This is a genomic window from Ensifer sp. NM-2 (genome assembly GCF_003024455.1).
GTDB classification, from domain to species: domain Bacteria; phylum Pseudomonadota; class Alphaproteobacteria; order Rhizobiales; family Rhizobiaceae; genus Ensifer; species Ensifer canadensis.
Map to the genome: position 1 here is coordinate 366,006 of NZ_PVZR01000006.1, position 19,267 is coordinate 385,272.

The 19,267-nt window shown below is 60.7% G+C and carries 17 protein-coding genes; 5 read left to right on the plus strand and 12 right to left on the minus strand.

The genetic code is table 11. The features are described 5' to 3' along the window. Positions 1 to 8 precede the first annotated feature (8 nt). Both kynU and C6558_RS15440 read left to right on the plus strand, forming a co-directional pair. On the plus strand, positions 9 to 1,256 hold the full coding sequence (kynU, locus tag C6558_RS15435) for a kynureninase (protein ID WP_057204702.1): 1,248 nt from the start codon (positions 9 to 11) through the stop codon (positions 1,254 to 1,256). Positions 1,257 to 1,349: 93 nt separating this feature from the next. Next, positions 1,350 to 2,321 (plus strand): threonine/serine dehydratase, encoded by a 972-nt coding sequence (locus tag C6558_RS15440; RefSeq protein ID WP_057204700.1) that lies wholly within the window; start codon positions 1,350 to 1,352, stop codon positions 2,319 to 2,321. A gap of 8 nt (positions 2,322 to 2,329) precedes the next feature. Here C6558_RS15440 and C6558_RS15445 read toward each other — a convergent pair whose 3' ends face one another. From C6558_RS15445 to C6558_RS15475, 7 genes are all read right to left on the minus strand, one after another. After that, on the minus strand, positions 2,330 to 3,016 hold the full coding sequence (locus tag C6558_RS15445; protein WP_057204698.1) for an ABC transporter ATP-binding protein: 687 nt from the start codon (positions 3,014 to 3,016) through the stop codon (positions 2,330 to 2,332). Next, positions 3,013 to 3,762: an ABC transporter ATP-binding protein gene (locus tag C6558_RS15450; RefSeq protein WP_107027528.1), complete on the minus strand. Its 750-nt coding sequence runs from the start codon at positions 3,760 to 3,762 to the stop codon at positions 3,013 to 3,015. Before C6558_RS15450 ends, C6558_RS15445 begins: the two co-directional genes overlap by 4 nt. Further along, a complete protein-coding gene (locus C6558_RS15455; RefSeq protein ID WP_025429105.1) occupies positions 3,755 to 4,726 on the minus strand; it encodes a branched-chain amino acid ABC transporter permease in 972 nt (323 codons plus the stop codon). Before C6558_RS15455 ends, C6558_RS15450 begins: the two co-directional genes overlap by 8 nt. Before the next feature lie 7 nt (positions 4,727 to 4,733). Then, positions 4,734 to 5,654 (minus strand): branched-chain amino acid ABC transporter permease, encoded by a 921-nt coding sequence (locus C6558_RS15460; RefSeq protein WP_107027529.1) that lies wholly within the window; start codon positions 5,652 to 5,654, stop codon positions 4,734 to 4,736. Between the two features lie 93 nt (positions 5,655 to 5,747). Beyond that, positions 5,748 to 6,887, minus strand: a complete 1,140-nt coding sequence (locus tag C6558_RS15465; protein ID WP_025429103.1) for an ABC transporter substrate-binding protein — start codon at positions 6,885 to 6,887, stop codon at positions 5,748 to 5,750. 42 nt (positions 6,888 to 6,929) lie between these two features. After that, entirely contained in the window at positions 6,930 to 7,766 is an 837-nt protein-coding gene (kynA, locus tag C6558_RS15470; protein WP_057204692.1) for a tryptophan 2,3-dioxygenase, read from the minus strand. A 1-nt stretch (position 7,767) separates the two neighbouring features. After that, entirely contained in the window at positions 7,768 to 9,387 is a 1,620-nt protein-coding gene (locus C6558_RS15475) for a benzoate-CoA ligase family protein (protein WP_057218934.1), read from the minus strand. 325 nt (positions 9,388 to 9,712) lie between these two features. On the opposite strand from C6558_RS15475, the gene C6558_RS15480 reads away from it, so the two are divergent. Beyond that, the gene (locus C6558_RS15480; RefSeq protein ID WP_107027530.1) at positions 9,713 to 10,543 is read left to right on the plus strand and encodes an alpha/beta hydrolase; all 831 of its coding nucleotides are present in this window, start codon (positions 9,713 to 9,715) and stop codon (positions 10,541 to 10,543) included. Between the two features lie 226 nt (positions 10,544 to 10,769). On the opposite strand, the gene C6558_RS15485 is transcribed toward C6558_RS15480, so the two are convergent. The 5 genes from C6558_RS15485 to C6558_RS15505 form a co-directional block, all read right to left on the minus strand. After that, positions 10,770 to 11,684 (minus strand): sugar phosphate isomerase/epimerase, encoded by a 915-nt coding sequence (locus C6558_RS15485; RefSeq protein WP_057204686.1) that lies wholly within the window; start codon positions 11,682 to 11,684, stop codon positions 10,770 to 10,772. A 26-nt stretch (positions 11,685 to 11,710) separates the two neighbouring features. Next, on the minus strand, positions 11,711 to 12,832 hold the full coding sequence (locus C6558_RS15490) for a sn-glycerol-3-phosphate import ATP-binding protein UgpC (RefSeq protein ID WP_107027531.1): 1,122 nt from the start codon (positions 12,830 to 12,832) through the stop codon (positions 11,711 to 11,713). Positions 12,833 to 12,873: 41 nt separating this feature from the next. After that, positions 12,874 to 13,761: an ABC transporter permease subunit gene (locus C6558_RS15495; RefSeq protein ID WP_107027532.1), complete on the minus strand. Its 888-nt coding sequence runs from the start codon at positions 13,759 to 13,761 to the stop codon at positions 12,874 to 12,876. A 7-nt stretch (positions 13,762 to 13,768) separates the two neighbouring features. Then, positions 13,769 to 14,659, minus strand: coding sequence for a carbohydrate ABC transporter permease (locus C6558_RS15500; protein WP_107027533.1), 891 nt, complete (start codon positions 14,657 to 14,659; stop codon positions 13,769 to 13,771). 68 nt (positions 14,660 to 14,727) lie between these two features. Further along, a complete protein-coding gene (locus tag C6558_RS15505) occupies positions 14,728 to 16,071 on the minus strand; it encodes an extracellular solute-binding protein (protein ID WP_025429095.1) in 1,344 nt (447 codons plus the stop codon). 764 nt (positions 16,072 to 16,835) lie between these two features. Here C6558_RS15505 and C6558_RS15510 point away from each other — a divergent pair. Together C6558_RS15510 and C6558_RS15520 are read left to right on the plus strand one after the other, a co-directional pair. Then, entirely contained in the window at positions 16,836 to 18,008 is a 1,173-nt protein-coding gene (locus tag C6558_RS15510) for an ABC transporter substrate-binding protein (RefSeq protein ID WP_057204677.1), read from the plus strand. A gap of 392 nt (positions 18,009 to 18,400) precedes the next feature. Beyond that, entirely contained in the window at positions 18,401 to 19,267 is an 867-nt protein-coding gene (locus C6558_RS15520; protein WP_025429092.1) for a branched-chain amino acid ABC transporter permease, read from the plus strand.

Here is a 19,267-nt window from a genome sequence, read left to right on the forward strand (position 1 = left end):
CCATCTTCATGAGTGCAGTTCCTGATTTTGCAGCGATCGAGGCGATGGATGCGGCCGACGTGCTACGTCCGATGCGCGATCGTTTCATCCTGCCACCGGGCCTCATCTATCTCGACGGCAACTCGCTCGGCGTTGCTTCGACCGCTGCCTTCGACGAGCTTCGCATGGCGGCGACGGAGGAATGGGGCCAGGATCTCATCCGAAGCTGGAACACGGCCGGATGGTTCGAGATGCCGCTTGCGCTCGGGGACCGGGTTGGCCGACTGATTGGCGCGGCGGCCGGCCAGACGGTCGTTTGCGACACCACATCGATCAACATCTACAAGGCCCTGCATGCGGCGATGGCGCTGCGGCCGGAGCGCTCGGTGATCGTCAGCGAAGGCAGCAGTTTCCCGACCGACCTCTACATGGCCGAGGGCGTGGTCTCGACGCGTCCGGGTGCGGCGCTGCGTCTCGAAGGGGTCGACGCGCCCGAGATCGAAGACCTGATCAACAGTGACGTTGCCGTGGTTCTGGTCAACCACGTGAACTACAAGTCCGGCGAACTGCGCGACATGGCGGCGCTGACGCGCAAGGCGCATGAGCATGGCGCGCTGATCATCTGGGATCTCTGCCATACGGCAGGCGCGCTGCCGATCGATCTTGACGGCGCTGATGTCGATTTTGCCGTCGGCTGCACCTACAAGTACCTGAACGGCGGTCCCGGAGCACCAGCATTCATCTATGCCGCGACGCGTCACCATGGCGATATCCGCCAGCCGCTCAGTGGCTGGTGGGGGCATGCGCGCCCCTTTGCCTTCGAGAAGCACTACGCGGCCGGCGAGGGGATCCGCCGCTTCCTTTGCGGAACGCAACCGATCCTGTCGCTTCGGGCGCTCAAGGGCGCACTCGACGTCTGGGATGAGGTCGACATGACCAAGTTGCGTGAGAAGAGCATCCGGCTCACCGACCTCTTCATCACGCTGGTTGAGGCGAAATGCGGCGCCTACGGCCTCGAGCTCGAGAGCCCACGTGACGGCGCGAGGCGCGGAAGCCAGGTTTCGTTCAGCCATCCCAACAGCTACGAGATTATGCAGGCGCTTATCGCCCGCGACGTCATCGGCGACTTCCGCGCGCCGTCGACGATTCGTTTCGGTTTCACCCCGCTCTATGTAAGCTACGCCGACGTTTGGCAGGCGGTCGAAATTCTGGAAGAGATCCTGCGCACCGGTACATGGCAGGATGCGCGCTTTGCCGTTCGTGCGGCCGTGACCTGATCTGATAGCATCGACAAGCTGCGGGCGGCATACCGCCCGCAGCGTCACACTGAGACGCCGATAAAGATCGCGCCGCCCAGGGGGACTTTCGCAATGACCGCTGCACCACACCGGCCGACATTGGACGAAATCGCCGAGGCGCGTGGCCGCATCGCTCCCCACGTCGCGCGCACGCCGCTGGTCAGGCTCGACCTCGGACTTTCGGACCGGCAAATCTTCCTGAAACTGGAGACGCTTTCTCCGATTGGCGCCTTCAAGCTCCGCCCAGCGCTGAATGCAGTGCTGTCGCGCGACCCTGCTGCTCTGCGGGGCGGCGTCGCGGTCACGAGTTCCGGCAATATGGCCTACGGCATGGCCTGGGCCGCGCGCCTCATCGGTGTTCCGATGGTCGCCTATATGTACCGCGGAGCGCCACAGACCAAGATCGAGGGCGTGCGCGACCTTGGCGGGGAGGTGCGCTTCGTGAGCGCGGAGACCTGGTGGGACTACATTGTCAGCGCGGACAGGCCGGATGCGCCGGAACTGCTGATCAATCCGGTGACCGATCAGGCGGTGCTTTCCGGCAACGGCTCGATCGGCATGGAAATCGTCGAGGACCTGCCCGATGTCGACGTGGTGCTGACCCCCTATGGCGGCGGCAGCATGACCACCGGGGTCGCCAGTGCCATCAAGACCGGTTCCCGGCCGGCACGCGTCTTTGCGGTCGAAGACGACAGCGCCGCCCCGGTTTGCGCCGCACTTGAGGCGGGGCGGATTGTGATGATCGAAACCCGCCCGTCCTTCATCAAGAGCATCGGCGCTCCGTCGCTGGTCCCGCAGCTTTGGCCGGTCGCACGCGAACTGATCGACGGGGCCATTGCCGTCAGTCCCGCTGAGGTGACAGACGCGATGCGGCTTTTGTTCAGGAAGGCCAAGATCGTGGCAGAAGGTGCGGGCGCCGCCTCACTTGCCGCCGCGATCGCCCGACCGGACCTTAAGGGAAACATCGTCTGCGTGATTTCCGGCGGCAATATCGACGCTGTGGCCTATTCCGTCGTGCTTGGTGGCGGCATTCCCGCCGCCTGACTGAAAGCTTAGACGCCGAGATAGCGATCCTGAAGCGCCGGCGTCAGCGCTGCCGGCGATCCCGTGAACACCGTCGCGCCCTTCTCCAGCACGAAGCAGCGGTCGGCGAGGGGTAGCAATTCCGAAAGCGTCTTGTCGACGACGAGGATCGATTGGCCGGCCGTCTTCAGCGTACGGATCGCCGACCAGATGTCCTGCCGGATCACTGGCGCCAGGCCCTCGGTCGCCTCGTCCAGAATGAGCAGGCTGGGATTGGTCATCAGCGCCCGGCCGATGGCAAGCATCTGCTGCTCGCCACCGGAAAGCGTATTGGCATATTGGTCGCGCCGTTCGCCGAGGCGGGGAAAGAGCGCGACCACCTTCTCCAAGGTCCACTCGCTGCCGCGAGCGGTGGCAACGAGGTTTTCCATGACGGTGAGGTTCGGGAAGCAGCGCCGTCCTTCGGGCACGAGGCCAAGGCCGAGTCTGGCGATCCGGTGCGGCCGCATGCCGAAGATCGCCTTGCCCGCGAAGCTGATCACACCTGAGCGCGGGCGCACAAGGCCGAGGATGGAGTTGATCGTCGTCGTCTTGCCCATGCCGTTGCGGCCCATGAGCGCAACCACTTCGCCCTCCCGCACATCGAGATTGACGCCGAAGAGCGCCTGGGAAGCGCCATAGAAGGTTTCGAGACCTTTCAGTTCCAGCAGGCTCACGCGGCTTCTCCCAGGTAGGCGCGGCGCACTTCCGGGTCGCTGCGTATTTCCTCGACCGTGCCCGTCGCGATGATGCGGCCATAGACAAGCACGGATATCCGATCCGCCAGTGCAAAGACCGCGTCCATGTCGTGCTCCACAAGCAGCATCGGTGCCTGCTGGCGCAACCCATCGAGGAAAGACGTCAGCCGTTTGGAGCCCTCCGGCCCCATGCCGGCCATCGGCTCGTCGAAGAGGAAGGCCTTCGGCGAAAGCGCCAGCGCAATGGCGATTTCAAGCTGCCGGCGTTCTCCGTGCGAGAGTTCGGCTGCGGGTACATGGGCGCGCGCGGCGAGGTCGACGCGCTCCAGCATCGCCATTGCCGGTTCGGTCAGGTCCTTGTCATCGACCACCTGGCGAAAGAAACGAAAGCTGCTGCCACGGCTTGCCTGCACCGCTAGCATGACGTTGCGAAGGGCCGAGAACTCCTGCGCCAGCGAGGAGATCTGGAAGCTGCGCGCAAGTCCAAGCCTCGCACGGGCGGCCATGTCGTGCCCGCTGATGTCCTGACCGAGAAAGCGGATCGTCCCGCTGTCGGCCTTGAGCGAGCCGGCGATCTGGTGGATCAGCGTGCTTTTTCCGGCGCCGTTCGGACCGATCAGCGCATGGATTTGTCCCGGGTGAAGCTTAAGGCTCACCCCGTCGGTGGCCTTGAGCGCGCCGAAGGATTTTCTGAGGTCGCGGATTTCAAGAATTGGCTCAGACATGGCGCGGCTTTCCCGAGAGCAGGCCCAGCAGCCCGCCGCGTGCAAAAAGCACGATGCCGAGCAGGATGAGGCCGAGGAAGAACTGCCAGCGCTCGGTGATGCCGCCGAGCACATATTCGAAGAACACGAAGATCATGGCGCCGGCGACGGGCCCGAACAGCCGGCCCTTGCCGCCGAGAATGATGAGAACGATCAGTTCGCCCGACATGTGCCACGACAGCATCGAAGGGCCGACGAAGCGATTGAGATCGGCATAGAGCGCACCGGCAAATCCGGTGATCATCGCGGAGACCGCGAAGGCGACGAGCCGGATGTTGAAGGGCGCGATGCCGACGGCGGCAAGGCGGGTGCCGTTCTGTCGCGCTGCCTGCAGGGCGCTGCCGAAGCGTGAACCCTCGACGATGCGGAACAGGAGAAGCGTTGCCATCAGCGCGGCGTAGCAGACCAGGAAATAGGGCAGGGGCTTGGCGGTATTGACGCCGGGAAAGGCGTTGCGCACCGACATCGACAGGCCGTCTTCGCCGCCATAGGCCGGCCAGGAGATTGCGAAATAGTAGATCATCTGCGCGAAGGCGAGGGTGATCATGATGAAATAGACGCCTGTCGTGCGCAGGCTGATCGCACCGATGGGCAACGCAACGAGCCCTGCGACCACCACCGCCGTTATCCAGATGAGTGGCATCGACGTGGTTGCCGGAATGTCGGCGAACAGCGGTTCGCCATTGAAGGCGTGCGTCGCAAGGATACCGGCGACATAGCCGCCGAGGCCGAAGAAGGCTGCATGGCCGAAGGAAAGCAGCCCGCCGAGCCCGAGCGCCAGGTTGAGGCCGACGGCGGCAAGTGCCAGCACGGCGACGCGGGTTGCAAGCGTCACATAGAAGGGCTCGCCCATGCCGACGGCGACAAGCGGTGCGCCGAGTAGGAGGAGCGCCAGAAGCAGATTGACTGTCGTTTCGCGGTTCATCGGGACCTCACGACCGCGCGGCAAACAGGCCGCTCGGCCTGAAGGCGAGGATGAGGGCCATGACGACATAGATCAGCATCGAGGCCAGCGCCGCCCCGATCGTGGTTGCCTGCGATGCGGGCATGGTCAATGCCAGCAGCGAGGGCAGCAGGAAGCGGCCCATGGTATCGACGACCCCGACGATCACAGCGCCAACGAGCGCACCCTTGATGGAGCCGATGCCGCCGATGACGATGACGACGAAGGCGAGGATAAGCACCGGTTCGCCCATTCCGACCTGCACCGACTGCAGCGCCCCGACCAAGGCGCCGGCAAGGCCTGCAAGGGCTGCGCCGAGCGCAAAGACGACTGTGTAAAGCGTGCCTATATCGACGCCGAGCGCTGCGATCATCTCGCGGTCCGACTCGCCCGCCCGGATGCGCATGCCGAGCCGGGTCCTGGAGATCAGCAGATAAAGGCTGACGGCAACCGCGATGCCGACGCCGATGATCGCCAGGCGATAGAGCTGATACTGACCGCCGCCAGGGAGCGGCACAGCGCCCTGAAGCAGGGGCGGTATATCGAGATAGAGCGGGAACGAGCCGAAAATCCAGCGCGCACCTTCGGACAGGATCAGGATCAGCGCGAAGGTGGCAAGCACCTGATCGAGATGATCACGGTCGTAGAGCCTGCGGATGACGGCGACCTCGATGATCGCACCGACGCCGGCGGCGGCCGTGAGGCTGGCGATCAGCCCCAGCCAGAAGGAGCCGGTCGCGGCTGCGACGGTGGCGCAGGCGAAGGCGCCGATCATGTAGAGCGAGCCATGGGCGAGATTGATCAGACCCATGACGCCGAAAATCAGCGTCAGGCCGGCGGCCATCAGAAACAGCATCACGCCGAGCTGGAGCCCGTTGAGCAGTTGTTCGATCAGGAGTGCGGTGAACAAGAGACCGGTCCAAGCTTGGTGTGAGGGGCGCATGGATCATCGACCGGATGTCAGCACGAAAGCCGAGCACCCGGGCGACGACGGGTGCAAGTCTTACATCCCGCACTTCTCGGCGTAGGCATCCTTGTGATGCTCGAAGGCAGTCGCGATGATCTTGTTGGTCAGGACGCCGTCATCTTCCTTCACCACCTCGCGAACGTAGATGTTCTGGATCGGGTGGTTGTTGTTGTTGAAGGCGAACTCGCCGCGCACGGACTTGAAATCCGCTGCCTTGAGCGCCGCACGGAAGGCGTCCTTGTCCTTGACGCTCGCCTTTGAAAGCGCTGCGAGGATCAGGTTCGCCGTATCCCAGCTCTGCGCCGCGTAGATCGAGGGCAGGCGCTTGTACTCGGCCTTGAAGGCTTCGACGAATTTCTTGTTGGCTTCGTTGTCGAGATCCTTGGACCAGGTCGCCGAGTTCTTGACGCCAAGGGCCGCGTCGCCGATCGCCGGCAGAACGTCCTGGCTAAAGGAGAACCCGGGCCCCATAACCGGGATGCCGACGCCCGACTGGGCATATTGCTTCATGAAAGCGATGCCCATGCCGCCGGGCAGGAAGAAATAGACGCTATCGGCACCGGAGGCGCGGATCTGGGCGATCTCTGCGGCATAGTCCGTCTGGCCGACCTGGGTATAGATCTCGCCGGCAAGGTCGCCCTTGTAGTAGCGCTTGAAGCCGGTCAGCGCGTCCTTCCCGGCCGGATAGTTGGGCGCCAGGACAAAGGCGTTCTTGTAGTCTTTGTTGGCGTATTGTCCCATCGCCTCATGGAAGTTGTCGTTCTGATAGGCGACGTTGAAATAGTTCGGGTTGCAGTTCGCACCGGCAAGCGCCGAAGGGCCGGCATTGGGCGAGAGATAGATCACGTCCTGTGCTACCGCGTTCGGAACGACGGCCATGGCGAGGTTCGACCAGATGATCCCTGTCATCAGGTCGACCTTGTCGCCCTGGATCATCTTTTCGGCGATCTGCACCGCAAGTTCCGGCTTCTGGGCATCGTCTTCGATCACCAGCTCGACGTCCTTGTTGCCCGATTGCTTGATCGCAAGCGTGAATGCGTCGCGCATGTCGATGCCGAGACCGGCGCCGCCGCCCGAAAGCGTGGTGATGACGCCGATTTTCACCGGCTCGGCGTAGGCAAGGCTCGACGTCGCAAGCACGAGGCCAAAAACGCTCGCTGCCAGAATGCGGTTCATGCTGTTCTCCTCCTAGTAGGTTCCCTTTTGAGTTGTGTTCTATCAGAGACCTGTGCGCACATGCCAGAGCTCTGGGAAGAGTTCCACCTCGAGCATCTTCTTGAGGTAGGACGCGCCGGATGTTCCCCCGGTTCCGCGTTTCATGCCGATGATGCGCTCCACCGTCGTGACGTGGTTGAAGCGCCATCGACGGAAGTAATCCTCGAAATCGACCAGCTTCTCGGCGAGCTCATAGAGCATCCAGTAGCGCTCGGGATCGCGGTAGACCGTCTGCCAGGCCGCAAAGACCTTGTCGCTTTCCGTGCGCGTTTCGCGCCAATCCGTCCTGTCTGCTTCCTCGCCGACATCGAACCCTTTGCGAGACAGGAGCCGGATCGCCTCGTCATAGAGCGACGGTGCGGCTAAGATCGCTTCCAGCTTTTTAAGGATCTCGGGACGATGCGTGTGTGGTCCGAGCATGGCGACGTTGCGATTGCCGGCGAGGAACTCGATCGCCCGGTATTGCCACGACTGGAAGCCGGATGACTGCCCCAGAGACTCGCGGAACTGCGTGTATTCGCTGGGCGTCATCGTGCGAAGCACGTCCCAGGCGCTGTTCAACTGTTCGAAGATGCGCGCCACGCGCGTCAGCATCTTGAAGGCGGGTTCCAGCCGGTCTTCACGGATCGACCGGACAGCCGCGTTGATCTCGTGCAGCGCGAGTTTCATCCAGAGTTCAGACGTCTGATGCTGAATGATGAACAGCATCTCGTCATGAGCCTTTGAGAGCGGCTCCTGTGCGTCCAGCACTTTCTCCAGCATGAGGTAGTCGCTGTAGGACATGCGCCCCTTAAACGACATCTGGGCGCCTTCCTTGGAAGGATCGTATGGTTCGCTCATTTCAGTTCTCCAACCGCAATCGGAACCGCTGGATCTTGCCCGTGGCTGTCTTCGGCAGGCTGTCCAGGAATTTTACCGACCGTGGATATTTGTAGGGCGCGATCGTCGCCTTCACGTGATCCTGCAAGCGCTTGATCGTCGCCTCGTCTGCCGACACGCCGGCCGACAGCACGACATAGGCCTCGACGATCTCGCCGCGCTCGGCGTCGGGTGCACCGACGACGGCACACTCAACGACTTCCGGATGCGAGATCAAGGCCGCTTCGACTTCTGGGCCGGCGATGTTGTAGCCCGCGGTTATGATCATGTCGTCGGATCGGGCGGCGAAATGGAAGAAGTCGTCCTCATCCTGATAGAAGGCGTCACCCGTGAGATTCCAGCCATCGCGGACATAGTCACGCTGGCGCGGATCGGCCATGTAGCGGCAGCCGGTCGGGCCGCGCACTGCAAGCTTGCCGATCGTGCCGCGAGGAACTTCCTGCATCTCGTCGTTGACGATCCGTGCTTCGTAGCCACCGACGGGCTTCCCGGTCGAGGCGGCCTTGCGGTCCTCGAACCGGTTGGAAATGAAGATGTGCAGCATCTCTGTCGCGCCGATCCCATCGAGGATCGGCTTGCCAGTCTTGTTCGTCCATTCCTCGAAGACGGGGCCCGGCAGTGTCTCGCCGGCCGAAATTGCAACCCGCAGGGACGAAAGGTCCGCGCCGTTGTCCATCGCCTTCATCATCGCCCGATAGGCGGTAGGGGCGGTGAACGAGATCGTTGCTTTGTATTTCTCGATAATCTCCACCATGTTCGCGGGCGTCGCGTGCTCAAGAAGCGTTGCTGCCGCCCCGAAGCGTAAGGGAAAGATCGCAAGGCCACCGAGGCCGAAGGTGAATGCAAGTGGAGGCGAGCCGACAAAGATATCGTCGGGTGTGACCCCTAGGACTTCACTGGCGTAGCCGTCTGCGATCATCATCAGATCGCGATGGAAGTGCATGGTTGCCTTCGGGATCCCGGTCGTGCCCGAGGTGAAACCGAGAAGCGCCACGTCGTCCCGACCGGTGTGCACCGCCTCGAAGAGGACGGATTTGTCGAGTGCAATCCGGTCAAGTTCAGCGTCGTGGTTTGCGGTCCCGTCGAAGCTGACGACCTGTTTCAGGTAGCGGCTATCCTTGGCGCAGGCGACCATCTCGTCCATCAGACGTGTGTCACAGAGCGCCAGGCTGATCTCGGCCTTGTCGATGATCTTAGTCAGCTCTCCGGCTCTGAGCATCGGCATCGTATTGACGACGACGGCGCCGGCCTTGGTGGCTGCCAACCAACAGGCGACCATGGCGGGGTTGTTGGCCGAGCGTATGAGCACGCGATTGCCGGGCCTGACGCCGTAATTCTCGACAAGCGCATGGGCCAGCCTGTTCGTCCAGTCGGAAAGTTCCTTGTACGTTCGCCGACGACCGTTGCCGATCAGGGCGGTGTGGTCGCCAAAGCCCTTGGCGACCATGGCGTCGGTCAGTTCGACAGCGGCGTTAAGGTGGTCCGGATAGTTGAAGCCTTCGAGAAGGAAGTCTGGCCATTCTTCCGGCGGAGGCAGATGGTCACGGGTAAACGTATCGACGTGTGAAGTCGGTCCAAGCATGTGGCGGCTAATCCCCTGTTCCGTTCCTGCCTGTTGCTCAGGCATTTTTAAAGCCGGCTATAATTCTTGCGTTCGTGCGGAGCCCGGCCGTGCAAACCGGTTGCGGGCGTCGCCGGATCGTTGCCGATGAAGCGCGTCGTCGCTGAGACGACTCCAATGATCGTGATAGGCACAGCGAGACCTCCACTTCTCGGCTGAACATGGGGCAGCATCGCACCGCTCAAAAACTATTTCAAGCCTAAAGTTTTTTGGGATGATGGCATTGTGTTTACCGGTCTGGCAGGCGATTGCTACGCCTGAGGAGAAAACTAGGAGGATTAAATCGATGCTGGAACGCCGCATTACCGATTGGGACGACGCCTATGCGAATGGCTCGAATATCGCTCGTGGCAACCTATGGCCGGAAGCGTGGGTCAAGCCAGCCGAAGCCTTTCGCAGTGCCCTTCGGGCAGCGGGGCGTGCAAAACTCGACCTCCGCTATGGCGAGCGGACGAGAAACCGCATGGACCTGTTTTTCCCTGATGGCTCAGCCAAGGGCCTTGTCGTCTTCGTGCATGGTGGATACTGGCTGCAACTCGATAAAAGCTTTTGGTCGCATTTGGCCGCCGGCGCTGTTGCCAGCGGCTACGCCGTCGCCATCCCCTCGTACACGCTTTGCCCCGAAATTCGCATCGCTGGGATCGTCGAAGAGGTAGCTGCGGCCATCGGCGAGGCCTCGAAGCTGGTCGATGGGCCGCTGAATTTGACCGGGCATTCGGCCGGAGGGCATCTCGTCAGCCGGATGATCACGACGACCGCGCCGCTGGCGCCGCATGTACAGCAGCGGATTCGAAACGTCGTCTCGATCTCGGGCGTTCATGACCTGCGTCCGATCATGGCAACCACGATGAACGAGAGGCTTGCGATCGACGAGAGCGAGGCGCTTTCGGAAAGCCCGGCTCTGCTGCGCCCCATGGCAAATGCCCGCATCACCTGCTGGGTCGGGGGCGGCGAACGGGCCGAGTTCTTGCGCCAGAGCGCTCTGCTGGCCAATATCTGGACCGGACTGGGTGCAACAACGGCCGCGACCGCGGAACCGGACAAACATCATTTCAACGTTATCGACGGCCTCGCCGACGTCGGACACGCCCTCACGCGGGTGCTGCTTTCGGAGTGAGCGGAGCAGTATCGCTTTCTGATCACTGCCAAGTCAGAAACTGCGCCCCGGAAAGCGCCGGCGTGCCGGAATGAGTTCCGCCGTGCGTCGGTCTGTATCGGTTCGTAATAGCGATCAAACGGGCCGTCTGACGAACGCGCTTCTAGGGATGGTGCAGTTGTCCCGCCGCACATGTGCGGCCGGACAACCAATCAACATGGATGGTAACGCGCTATCCGGAACTTCGTCAGGCAGCTGATCGAAGGCCCACCACGGTAGCCAAACGCCTTGCCCGTTCCAGGCTCGCAGGTTGCTGATCAGCAAAACGCTCGGCGTTTATTTCCATGATTAATGCCGTGTCTGGAAGGAAGATCAGTTCGGCGAAGATGTCATCCCAAGGAATATCGCCCCAACCAATTGGCAGATGCAAATCTCCGATGCCTAGTGCCGTCGCCTCAGCTGGATGATAGAAGCGGTTCATGGAGTAGGGCAGCCCAAAACTGTCGTGAACATGCAGGTGGCCTGCCACCGGTGCCATTGCCCGCAATTGCTCGCGAAAATCCAGCCCGCGATGCGTGGCCTCGATGTAGGCATGCGAGAAGTCGATAAGCGCAACGACGTTGTCGGAGCCGATCGAACGGACTGTTTCGGCGACCTGGCTCGGTGTTTGCCGATACTGTCCCGTTTCCGTCGTGAAAATGTTTTCAAGCGCGATGCGCACCCCATATCCTTTTGCGATATCCGACATCTCTGCGAGTGCGTCGCGTTCCATCTTGTCGAGATCAGCGGCGCTCTCTCCGGCGGCAAGCTGCGCCGCGCCGGAGTGATGGACAAGGATTCCCGCGCCGAGCCGATCGCACAGCTCGAGCATCGCTCTCACGACCTTCTTCTGCAAATCGTGATGCTGGCGATCCATGAAGTTGGATACGATCTGACCGTGCAGCGAAAGCTTCTTGAAACGGTACTTGCGCGTGATGTCGGCGACGCGCTGGAGCCGATCCTCGATGAGGCGACCTCGGCTGATGATCTCCTCGCCATAGATCCCGATCTCGCAGGCATCCGCGCCCGTATCGGCGATTTCGCGCAAAGAAGCGTCAAGGCTCGACAGATCTCCCTTGCCCGTCCGGTTGCAAAAGCCAATAGCGGATATGAACTCGTTCATTTCCATCTCCTTCGATGTTGCGATGATCAGACTGCTTCGAGCACCTGCCGCGCATTGCGGCCACTGCGAGGCTCGACTTCAAGCTCGATACGCCGACCAGTCTCTCGGTCGAACACATGCAAATGTGCAAGCGGCAGTTCCAGCGCGATCCGGTCGCCAGGCCTTACGTACGTCTCTTCATCGACACAGGCTGCAAAGGGCTGGCCACCCAATTCCGAGTGGATGACGCGGCCAGCTCCGAGCTCTTCTACAAAGTCCACTTTCATCGAGATGCCTCTTGCCCCAGTGGCAACAACACACTGTTCCGGACGAATGCCCACGGTCACACGTCTTTCACCCAAGCGTGTGGCAAGAGCCCTGTCGATCGGCATCTTCGTGCCGCTGAACGCAAGGCAGGCGTCATCGACGTTGATGTGAGCGTCAAACAGGTTCATCGCCGGCGAACCGATGAAGGAGGCGACGAAAATGCTTGCTGGGCGGTGGTAGATGTCAAGCGGCTGGCCCACCTGTTCGACGACGCCCTTGTTCATGACGACCAGCTTGTCTGCGAGAGTCATCGCTTCTACCTGATCATGCGTGACGAAAACGGACGTTGCCGACAGGCGCTGATGGAGCTTGCGGATCTCGGCGCGCATGGTGACACGAAGCTTGGCATCGAGATTCGACAACGGTTCGTCGAAAAGGAATACGTTCGGTTCGCGGATGATCGCGCGCGCCATGGCAACCCGTTGCCGCTGGCCACCGGAGAGGGCCGCCGGTTTGCGATCGAGATAGTCGGCGAGCCCGACGATCTTGGCTGTCTCCTCGATGCGGCGAAGGCGCTCTGCCTTTGGTACGCCAGCGACTTTCAGGGCATAGCCGATGTTTCCCGCGACCGTCATGTGCGGATAGAGGGCGTAATTCTGAAACACCATGGCGCAACCGCGTTCGCGCGGTTCAAGCCTGTTAACGACCCGTCCGTTGATGGCGATCTCACCCGCGGTGATTTCCTCCAGTCCCGCGATCATCCTGAGAAGTGTGGATTTGCCACAGCCTGATGGGCCGAGGATCACCACGAATTCTCCCGACGCAAAAACAAGGTCGATGCCATGCAAGGTGGGGGTCTTGCCGTAAGATTTACGCACGGCGCGAATTGCGATGTCAGCCATGAACGAGGACCTCTTTTATTCTGCAGATGGGGGAAGCGGTTTCATTTTTCGGTGGCCACCAGGCCCCGTACGAACCAGCGCTGCAAGACGGCAACGACGACCAATGGGGGCAGCATGATGATCAGCGATCCGGCGAGCGTCACGTTCCAATCCGGCGTGCCGTTGTCGGCCGGTAGGAGTGCGACCAGCGACATCATCGTGGTCTTATAGGCAGGGTCCGTCACCATCAGGAGCGGCCAGAGATACTGGTTCCAGCCGTAGACGAACATGATCGTGGTCAGAGCGAGCATGTTGGTGCGCGAGAGCGGCAAGAGCATATCGATAAAAAAACGGACCGGGCCCGACCCGTCCATTCGCGCGGCCTCGGCCAGTTCATCGGGCAGAGTTAGGTAGAATTGGCGGTAAAGGAATGTTCCGGTGGCCGTTGCGATTAGCGGCAGCGTGAGACCGGCGTAGGAGTTGAGAAGGTTCCAGTCGAGGGACACCTCGAAACCAGTCGCAGCGGAGATGAGAAGCCGTACGGGCTGAAACAAATCGGCAGCGACTGCGTAGGTGGGCACGACACGCACCTCAAGCGGCAGCATCAACGTGATGAACACCATCCAGAAAAAGAAGCCCTTCAGCGGGGTTCGGAAGAATACGATGGCAAAGGCAGTCAACGCTGACAGTGCGACCTTCCCGACAGTCACGAGGCTGGCCATCACGAAGCTGTTCAACATCGCCGTCCCGAGGTTCGCCCGCGTCCAGGCGGCGCTCATATTCTCAAACAGGCGATCCTGCGGCAGGAAACTGAAGGGTATGGTGTTGACCTGCTGAAACGTTTGGCTCGCGCCCGACACGATGACGATGAAGGGACCTATCAGCAGGAGGAAGCCGAAGATCATCACGCCATAGGTGAGGGCGTTTGCGAAAGGGGTCCGCTGAATCATGACTGCCTCACTTATAATGGACCTGGCGCTCGATGAAGCGGAACTGGATAAAGGTGAAGATCATGATGAGGCCGATGAGCACGAGGCTCTGGGCCGACGCGCCGGAGTAGTTCAGTCCACGGAACGCCTCCTCGACGATGCGGTAGACCATCACATCCGTGCCGTGGTTCGGGCCGCCATCCGTCGTACGCGCGACGATGCCGTAAGTGTCCGCACCGACGAAACCTTCGGTCATCATGATCACGAGCAGGAAGAAAAGCGTGGGCGCAAGCATCGGTATCTGGATGTCGACCGCGCGGCGTATCGGGCCGCAGCCGTCCATCGCTGCAGCCTCGATGAGCGACCGCGGGACAGACTGCAGACCTGCGAGAAGGAAGATGAAAGTGTAGCCCGCCCATTTCCAGGCAAACACGACGATGACGAGGATAAGGGCATGGCTGCCATACTTGGCTGGGTTCCAGAAGTCCGGAAAGGCGGCGTTGACCGATGCCATCAGCCCGCGCTCTGGCGACAGGATGAAACGGAAGGCCATGCCGGCAGCAGGTCCCGCAATCGCGTAAGGCAGGATGTAGAGGAACCTGAAGGGCGCGGAACCCGGTAGCTGGCGGTCAACCGCCAGGGCAAGAACAAGGCCGATAAAGATCGTAGCCAAGGTGCCGCAAAGGGCGAACGCCAGGCTGACTCCAACGGAATTCCAGTAGAGCGGGTCGGCGAACACTTCCTTGAAATTGGCAAGTCCGACGAATTCCGCAGTTCCACCGAAGGGCGGTTCGAGCGTGAATGCCCAGCGCAACACCGCGACCGCCGGCCAGTAGAAAAAGAACAGGATCAGGATGATCTGCGGCAGGGCGAATAGGCTGGGCAGCCACCAGCTACGAAAGGCCGCGCGCTTGTCCATGTGTGCAAATTCCGTGCGTAAGAACAGGTATGGGAGCCTGCCATCGCTGGCTCCCGACGGATCAGATTTTAGTTCAGCGTCTGACCGGCGTAGGTTTTCTCGAAGCGACGCAGCACTGCGTTGCCACGTTCGACCGTCTTGTCGAGCTCGGCCTGCACGTCTGCATTCTGCATGAAGATCGCCTCGAGGGCCGTTGCGAATTCCTTGCGGATCTGAGTGAAACCGCCCAGGCGAATGCCACGGGTATTTTCCGACGTCGGCGTGAACGAGAGGCTCTGGATGGCAAATTCACGCCCCTTGTAGGGCGCCTTGTCGTAGAAGCCGTTGGACTTCATCGCGTCGAAACCGGTCTTCGTTACCGGAATGTATCCCGTCACCGTCGACCACCACTCGGCCATTTCCGGTGTCGCGATGTAGTTGAGGAATGCTGCTGCACCCTTGTATTCCGCTTCCGGACGGCCAGCCAGCACCCAAAGGGATGCGCCGCCGACCAGCGAATTCTGACGCTCTGTGCCTTTCCATACCGGCAACATGGCGACATCCCACTTCACGCCCTCGGGAAGGGACTTGCCGATGGTGCCATGGTCGGCGATCGAGGTCTGTATCATCTGGCAGGTCTGGGACGTGAAGGCAGGGACGGTATCCATGCCAAGCTGCTTGGTCTTGACGACGAAGAGCTTCTCGTCTGCCATTTTCTTGAAGAACTTCACGTGATCGACGAACTTGGTCTTGTTGACGACGAGTTCGGCATCCAGCCCCTGGTAACCATTCGCCTTGGTGGCGATCGGCTGGTTATGAATGGCCGAAAACTGCTCCATGAGCGGCCATGTGTCGAAGTTGAAAGCGAGCGGGCATTCGAAGCCGGCGGCCTTCAGCTTGCGGGCCGCTTCCTCGACCTGTTCCCAGGTGTCGGGCTTGAAGTCCACGCCGGCCTTCTGGAACGCATCGACGTTGTAATAGAACATTGCAGTCGAGGAATTGAAGGGGAAGGAATTCAGTTCGCCCCCAGCGGTCGCATAATAGTTGGCGATGCCGCCGAAATAATTGTTCCAATCGATCGTATAGCCGTTGTCGGCCATCAGCTTCTTGGCCGGCACGAACGCGCCGGACAGCATCATGTCCAGGGTGCCGGCATCGTAGATCTGCGTGATCGCGGGCTGTTTTTTGGCGCGGTATGCCGCAATAGTGTTTTGCAGGGTCGTGTCGTATCCGTTTTGCGAGGTGCAGACGATTTCGAATTCGGGCTGGCTATCGTTGAACTTCTTGCACGCTTCCTGAACCCGCTCTCCAAGATCACCCGAAAGACCGTACCAGAATTCGAATTTCGTCGTTTCAGCTGCTGCTGGTGAAGGGCCAAACGCGGCGGTTGCCATCAGGCTGATAAGTGCGAACGTGGTGGCGGAGTCTCTCATTGCAAAACGCTCCTTGCAGAATGGCGGTCACCAAAATCGGCGACACGAATGAGCCGGGGCGCTTGCTAACAGTTGAGTGTGACATTCCGTGCCAAATCGAATGATGAAACGATGAAAGTTCGATTACGGTATTATGAACGGCCGAGCGCTCATTGGCGTTAGGCTTCTTCCCAGGTGGTCGGAACGACTGCCGCCAAACCAAAGTTTGTGCGAACGAATGAAGTGTTCAATTTTTTTTATTGAACCGATCTGCGAACGCGAACAAGTTGATCGCTGCGCCAGATGGTGCGCTATCGACCATCGCTCTCCTCGTGGAGCTGGAAGTCACTGCTGCTATTGCCGAATCGCGTAGAAGCTGCTGTCGCTTCGCCGCAGCACGAATTTCCTGCGTGAATTCATGCGTGGAAGTGCGCTCCCTGAGAAGTATTCCGCACCGAAGATCGCGAATTCAAAGGTCGGTCACGCGGCGAGATTCTGCCGGTGCCGGGAGGAATCGGTAGGCACCTTGGGTTAAACGCTAAATCGCTGTCTTCGCCGGGCAGCGCTTTGTTCAACACGCTTTGGACCCAGGTCTCCGGTGCTAGTGCCTAGTTAATAAACGCTCACCGAAAACCAAGACAAAACATAACTGTTGAATTATGATTTCCACCCCATATTTCATTTTTGCATCACCGTTTCGCATGGCAAACTGACAGACATCAAAATCGGATTGCTTTGTGATGACGGTGCCGCAGCGGGAGTGGACGGTGCCACAGGGAGGAAATATGAAACGGACAATTCTGGCCGCGCTTGCGGCCTTGGCCTTGAGTGGTGCTGCCTATGCGGACACGATCAAGATCGGCGTCGTTGGACCCTTTTCCGGTCCCTTCGCGCTGCAGGGCAAGAACTTCAAGGCTGGCATCGACGCCTATATGGCATTGAACGGCAGCAAGGTCGGCGACGATGATATCGAGATCATCTATCGCGACGTGCCGCAGGCCGATCCGGCGCAGTCCAAGGCGCTTGCCCAGGAACTGGTTGTCAAGGAAGGCGTGCAGTATCTGGCCGGCTTCTATTTCACCCCCGATGCAATGGCCGTCACGCCGCTTCTGGAGCAGGCCAACGTGCCGCTGGTGATCATGAACGCGGCGACGTCGGCGATCGTGACCAAAAGCCCGCTGGTGGTGCGTACCTCGTTTACCACCTGGCAGACCTCGACGCCGATCGCCAAGGTGGCGAAGGATGCGGGCGTTTCCAAGGTCATCTCGGTGGTCAGCGACTACGGCCCGGGCGTCGATGCTGAACATGCCTTCAAGGCCGGTTTTGAGGCGGCCGGTGGACAGGTCGTCGAAGCCATTCGCATGCCGCTTGCCACCAACGACTTCTCGCCGATCATGCAGCGCATCAAGGACTCTGGTGCCGAAGGCGTCTTCGCCTTCCTGCCGTCGGGCCCGACCACGCTTGGTTTCGTCAAAGCCTATAACGAAAACGGCCTGAAGAGCGGCGGCATCAAGTTCTTTGCTCCAGGCGATCTGACGCAGGAATCCGATCTGCCGGCGCTTGGCGAAGCAGCGCTCGGCATCCAGACGACGTTCCACTACGCCGTCTCGCACGACAGTCCGGAAAACAAGACTTTTGTCGAAGCGGCCGCAAAGGCCATCGGCAATCCGGCCGAACTCTCCTTCCCCTCGGTCGGCGCCTATGATGGCATGCATGTGATCTACAAGATGATCGAGGCGACCGGCGGCGAGCAGGACGCGCAGAAGGCCGTCGATGCAGTCAAGGGTCTTTCCTGGACGAGCCCGAGGGGCCCGGTTTCCATCGATCCGGAATCGCGCCACATCACGCAGAACATCTACCTGCGCGAAGTAACCAAGGCTGATGACGGCACCTACTACAACAAGGAAGTTCAGACCTTCGAGAAGCAGGGCGATCCCGGTCTGGCGGCGCTGAAATAGGCTTTTGGGCAATTTGGGTTCCCGTTGAGCCCCGCCCACATTGGCCGCAAAACACCGGCGTCACGGCAAATAGAGCGATCCGGGCGCCCCAAAGCATTTCCAGGAAAAGTGCGAAGCGGTTTTCCGTGAAGGGAATGCAAAAGATAGGGATGCATTTCCAGGAAAAGTGCGAAGCGGTTTTCCGTCAGGGAATGCCGAAGATAGGGACGCATTTCCTGGAAAGGCGCGATGCGTTTTTCCATCCGGGAATACCTGAAATGGAAAGTTGGAGCGTTTCGGTGCCTCCGTTGAAGGCGGAAACGAACCATGCGTGTGCAGCTGTTTGACGGGGATGGGTTCGTCTCGTCCCGCCGCTCAGCCGTCAGTGATAACGAAAGGCATCGGATAGCCCCATGCAAACAGTCCTCAGCATCGCGATCGATGCCCTTGCCTATGGCATGGTGCTCTTCGTCATCTCCATCGGGCTTTCCGTCACCATGGGGCTGATGCGCGTCGTCAACCTTGCGCATGGCGCATTTGCCATGATCGGCGGTTACATCGCCTCCTATGCGGCGCGCGACCTCGGCCTTGCCTATGGATTTGCCATCGTGCTTGCCGTGTTCGGCACGATCGTGATCGCCATCCCGATCGAGCGTCTGCTCTATCGTCGCATCTATGGGGCGCCGGAACTGACCCAGGTGCTGATGACGATCGGCATCACCTTCTGCATCATCGGCATCGCCAACTATGTCTTCGGGCCGACGCTGAAGACCGTGCCGCTGCCGGGGCAACTGCAGGGCTCTGTCGATCTCGGTTTCCGCGCGATCGCCACGCATCGGCTCTTTGCGATCCTTTGCGGCCTCGCCGTAGCCATCGCCCTCTGGTACGCGATTGAAAGGACGGCGTTCGGCGTCAAGTTGCGGGCCTCGGTCGACAATGCCGCCATGGCCGCTGCACTCGGCGTGCGCACCGAGATCGTCTATGCCGTGAGTTTCGCGGTTGCCGTTGGCCTTGCCGCCTTCGGTGGAGTGGTCGGTGCCGAACTTCTGCCGGTCGAACCCTATTATGCGCTGCGCTACATGGTGACGTTCCTGGTCGTCGTGTCGGTCGGCGGTGCGGGCTCGATCCCCGGCGCACTTGTCGCCTGCCTGCTGCTCGGCGGCATCGACACGACCGGCCGCTACCTGATGCCCGAGTTCGGCGAATTCTTCTTCTATCTGGCCGTCATCGCAATCATCTGCGTCTTCCCGCGCGGACTTGCCGGGAGAGCCAAGGGATGA

Excerpts from the sequence above, each read along its gene's own strand:
- C6558_RS15495 (WP_107027532.1), bottom strand. The coding sequence starts at position 13,761 with ATGATTCAGCGGACCCCTTTCGCAAACGCCCTCACCTATGGCGTGATG.
- C6558_RS15485 (WP_057204686.1), bottom strand. The coding sequence starts at position 11,684 with ATGAACGAGTTCATATCCGCTATTGGCTTTTGCAACCGGACGGGCAAG.
- C6558_RS15490 (WP_107027531.1), bottom strand. The coding sequence starts at position 12,832 with ATGGCTGACATCGCAATTCGCGCCGTGCGTAAATCTTACGGCAAGACC.
- C6558_RS15475 (WP_057218934.1), bottom strand. The coding sequence starts at position 9,387 with ATGCTTGGACCGACTTCACACGTCGATACGTTTACCCGTGACCATCTG.
- kynU (WP_057204702.1), top strand. The coding sequence starts at position 9 with ATGAGTGCAGTTCCTGATTTTGCAGCGATCGAGGCGATGGATGCGGCC.
- C6558_RS15455 (WP_025429105.1), bottom strand. The coding sequence starts at position 4,726 with ATGAACCGCGAAACGACAGTCAATCTGCTTCTGGCGCTCCTCCTACTC.
- kynA (WP_057204692.1), bottom strand. The coding sequence starts at position 7,766 with ATGAGCGAACCATACGATCCTTCCAAGGAAGGCGCCCAGATGTCGTTT.
- C6558_RS15510 (WP_057204677.1), top strand. The coding sequence starts at position 16,836 with ATGAAACGGACAATTCTGGCCGCGCTTGCGGCCTTGGCCTTGAGTGGT.
- C6558_RS15500 (WP_107027533.1), bottom strand. The coding sequence starts at position 14,659 with ATGGACAAGCGCGCGGCCTTTCGTAGCTGGTGGCTGCCCAGCCTATTC.
- C6558_RS15505 (WP_025429095.1), bottom strand. The coding sequence starts at position 16,071 with ATGAGAGACTCCGCCACCACGTTCGCACTTATCAGCCTGATGGCAACC.
- C6558_RS15480 (WP_107027530.1), top strand. The coding sequence starts at position 9,713 with ATGCTGGAACGCCGCATTACCGATTGGGACGACGCCTATGCGAATGGC.
- C6558_RS15520 (WP_025429092.1), top strand. The coding sequence starts at position 18,401 with ATGCAAACAGTCCTCAGCATCGCGATCGATGCCCTTGCCTATGGCATG.
- C6558_RS15440 (WP_057204700.1), top strand. The coding sequence starts at position 1,350 with ATGACCGCTGCACCACACCGGCCGACATTGGACGAAATCGCCGAGGCG.
- C6558_RS15450 (WP_107027528.1), bottom strand. The coding sequence starts at position 3,762 with ATGTCTGAGCCAATTCTTGAAATCCGCGACCTCAGAAAATCCTTCGGC.
- C6558_RS15465 (WP_025429103.1), bottom strand. The coding sequence starts at position 6,887 with ATGAACCGCATTCTGGCAGCGAGCGTTTTTGGCCTCGTGCTTGCGACG.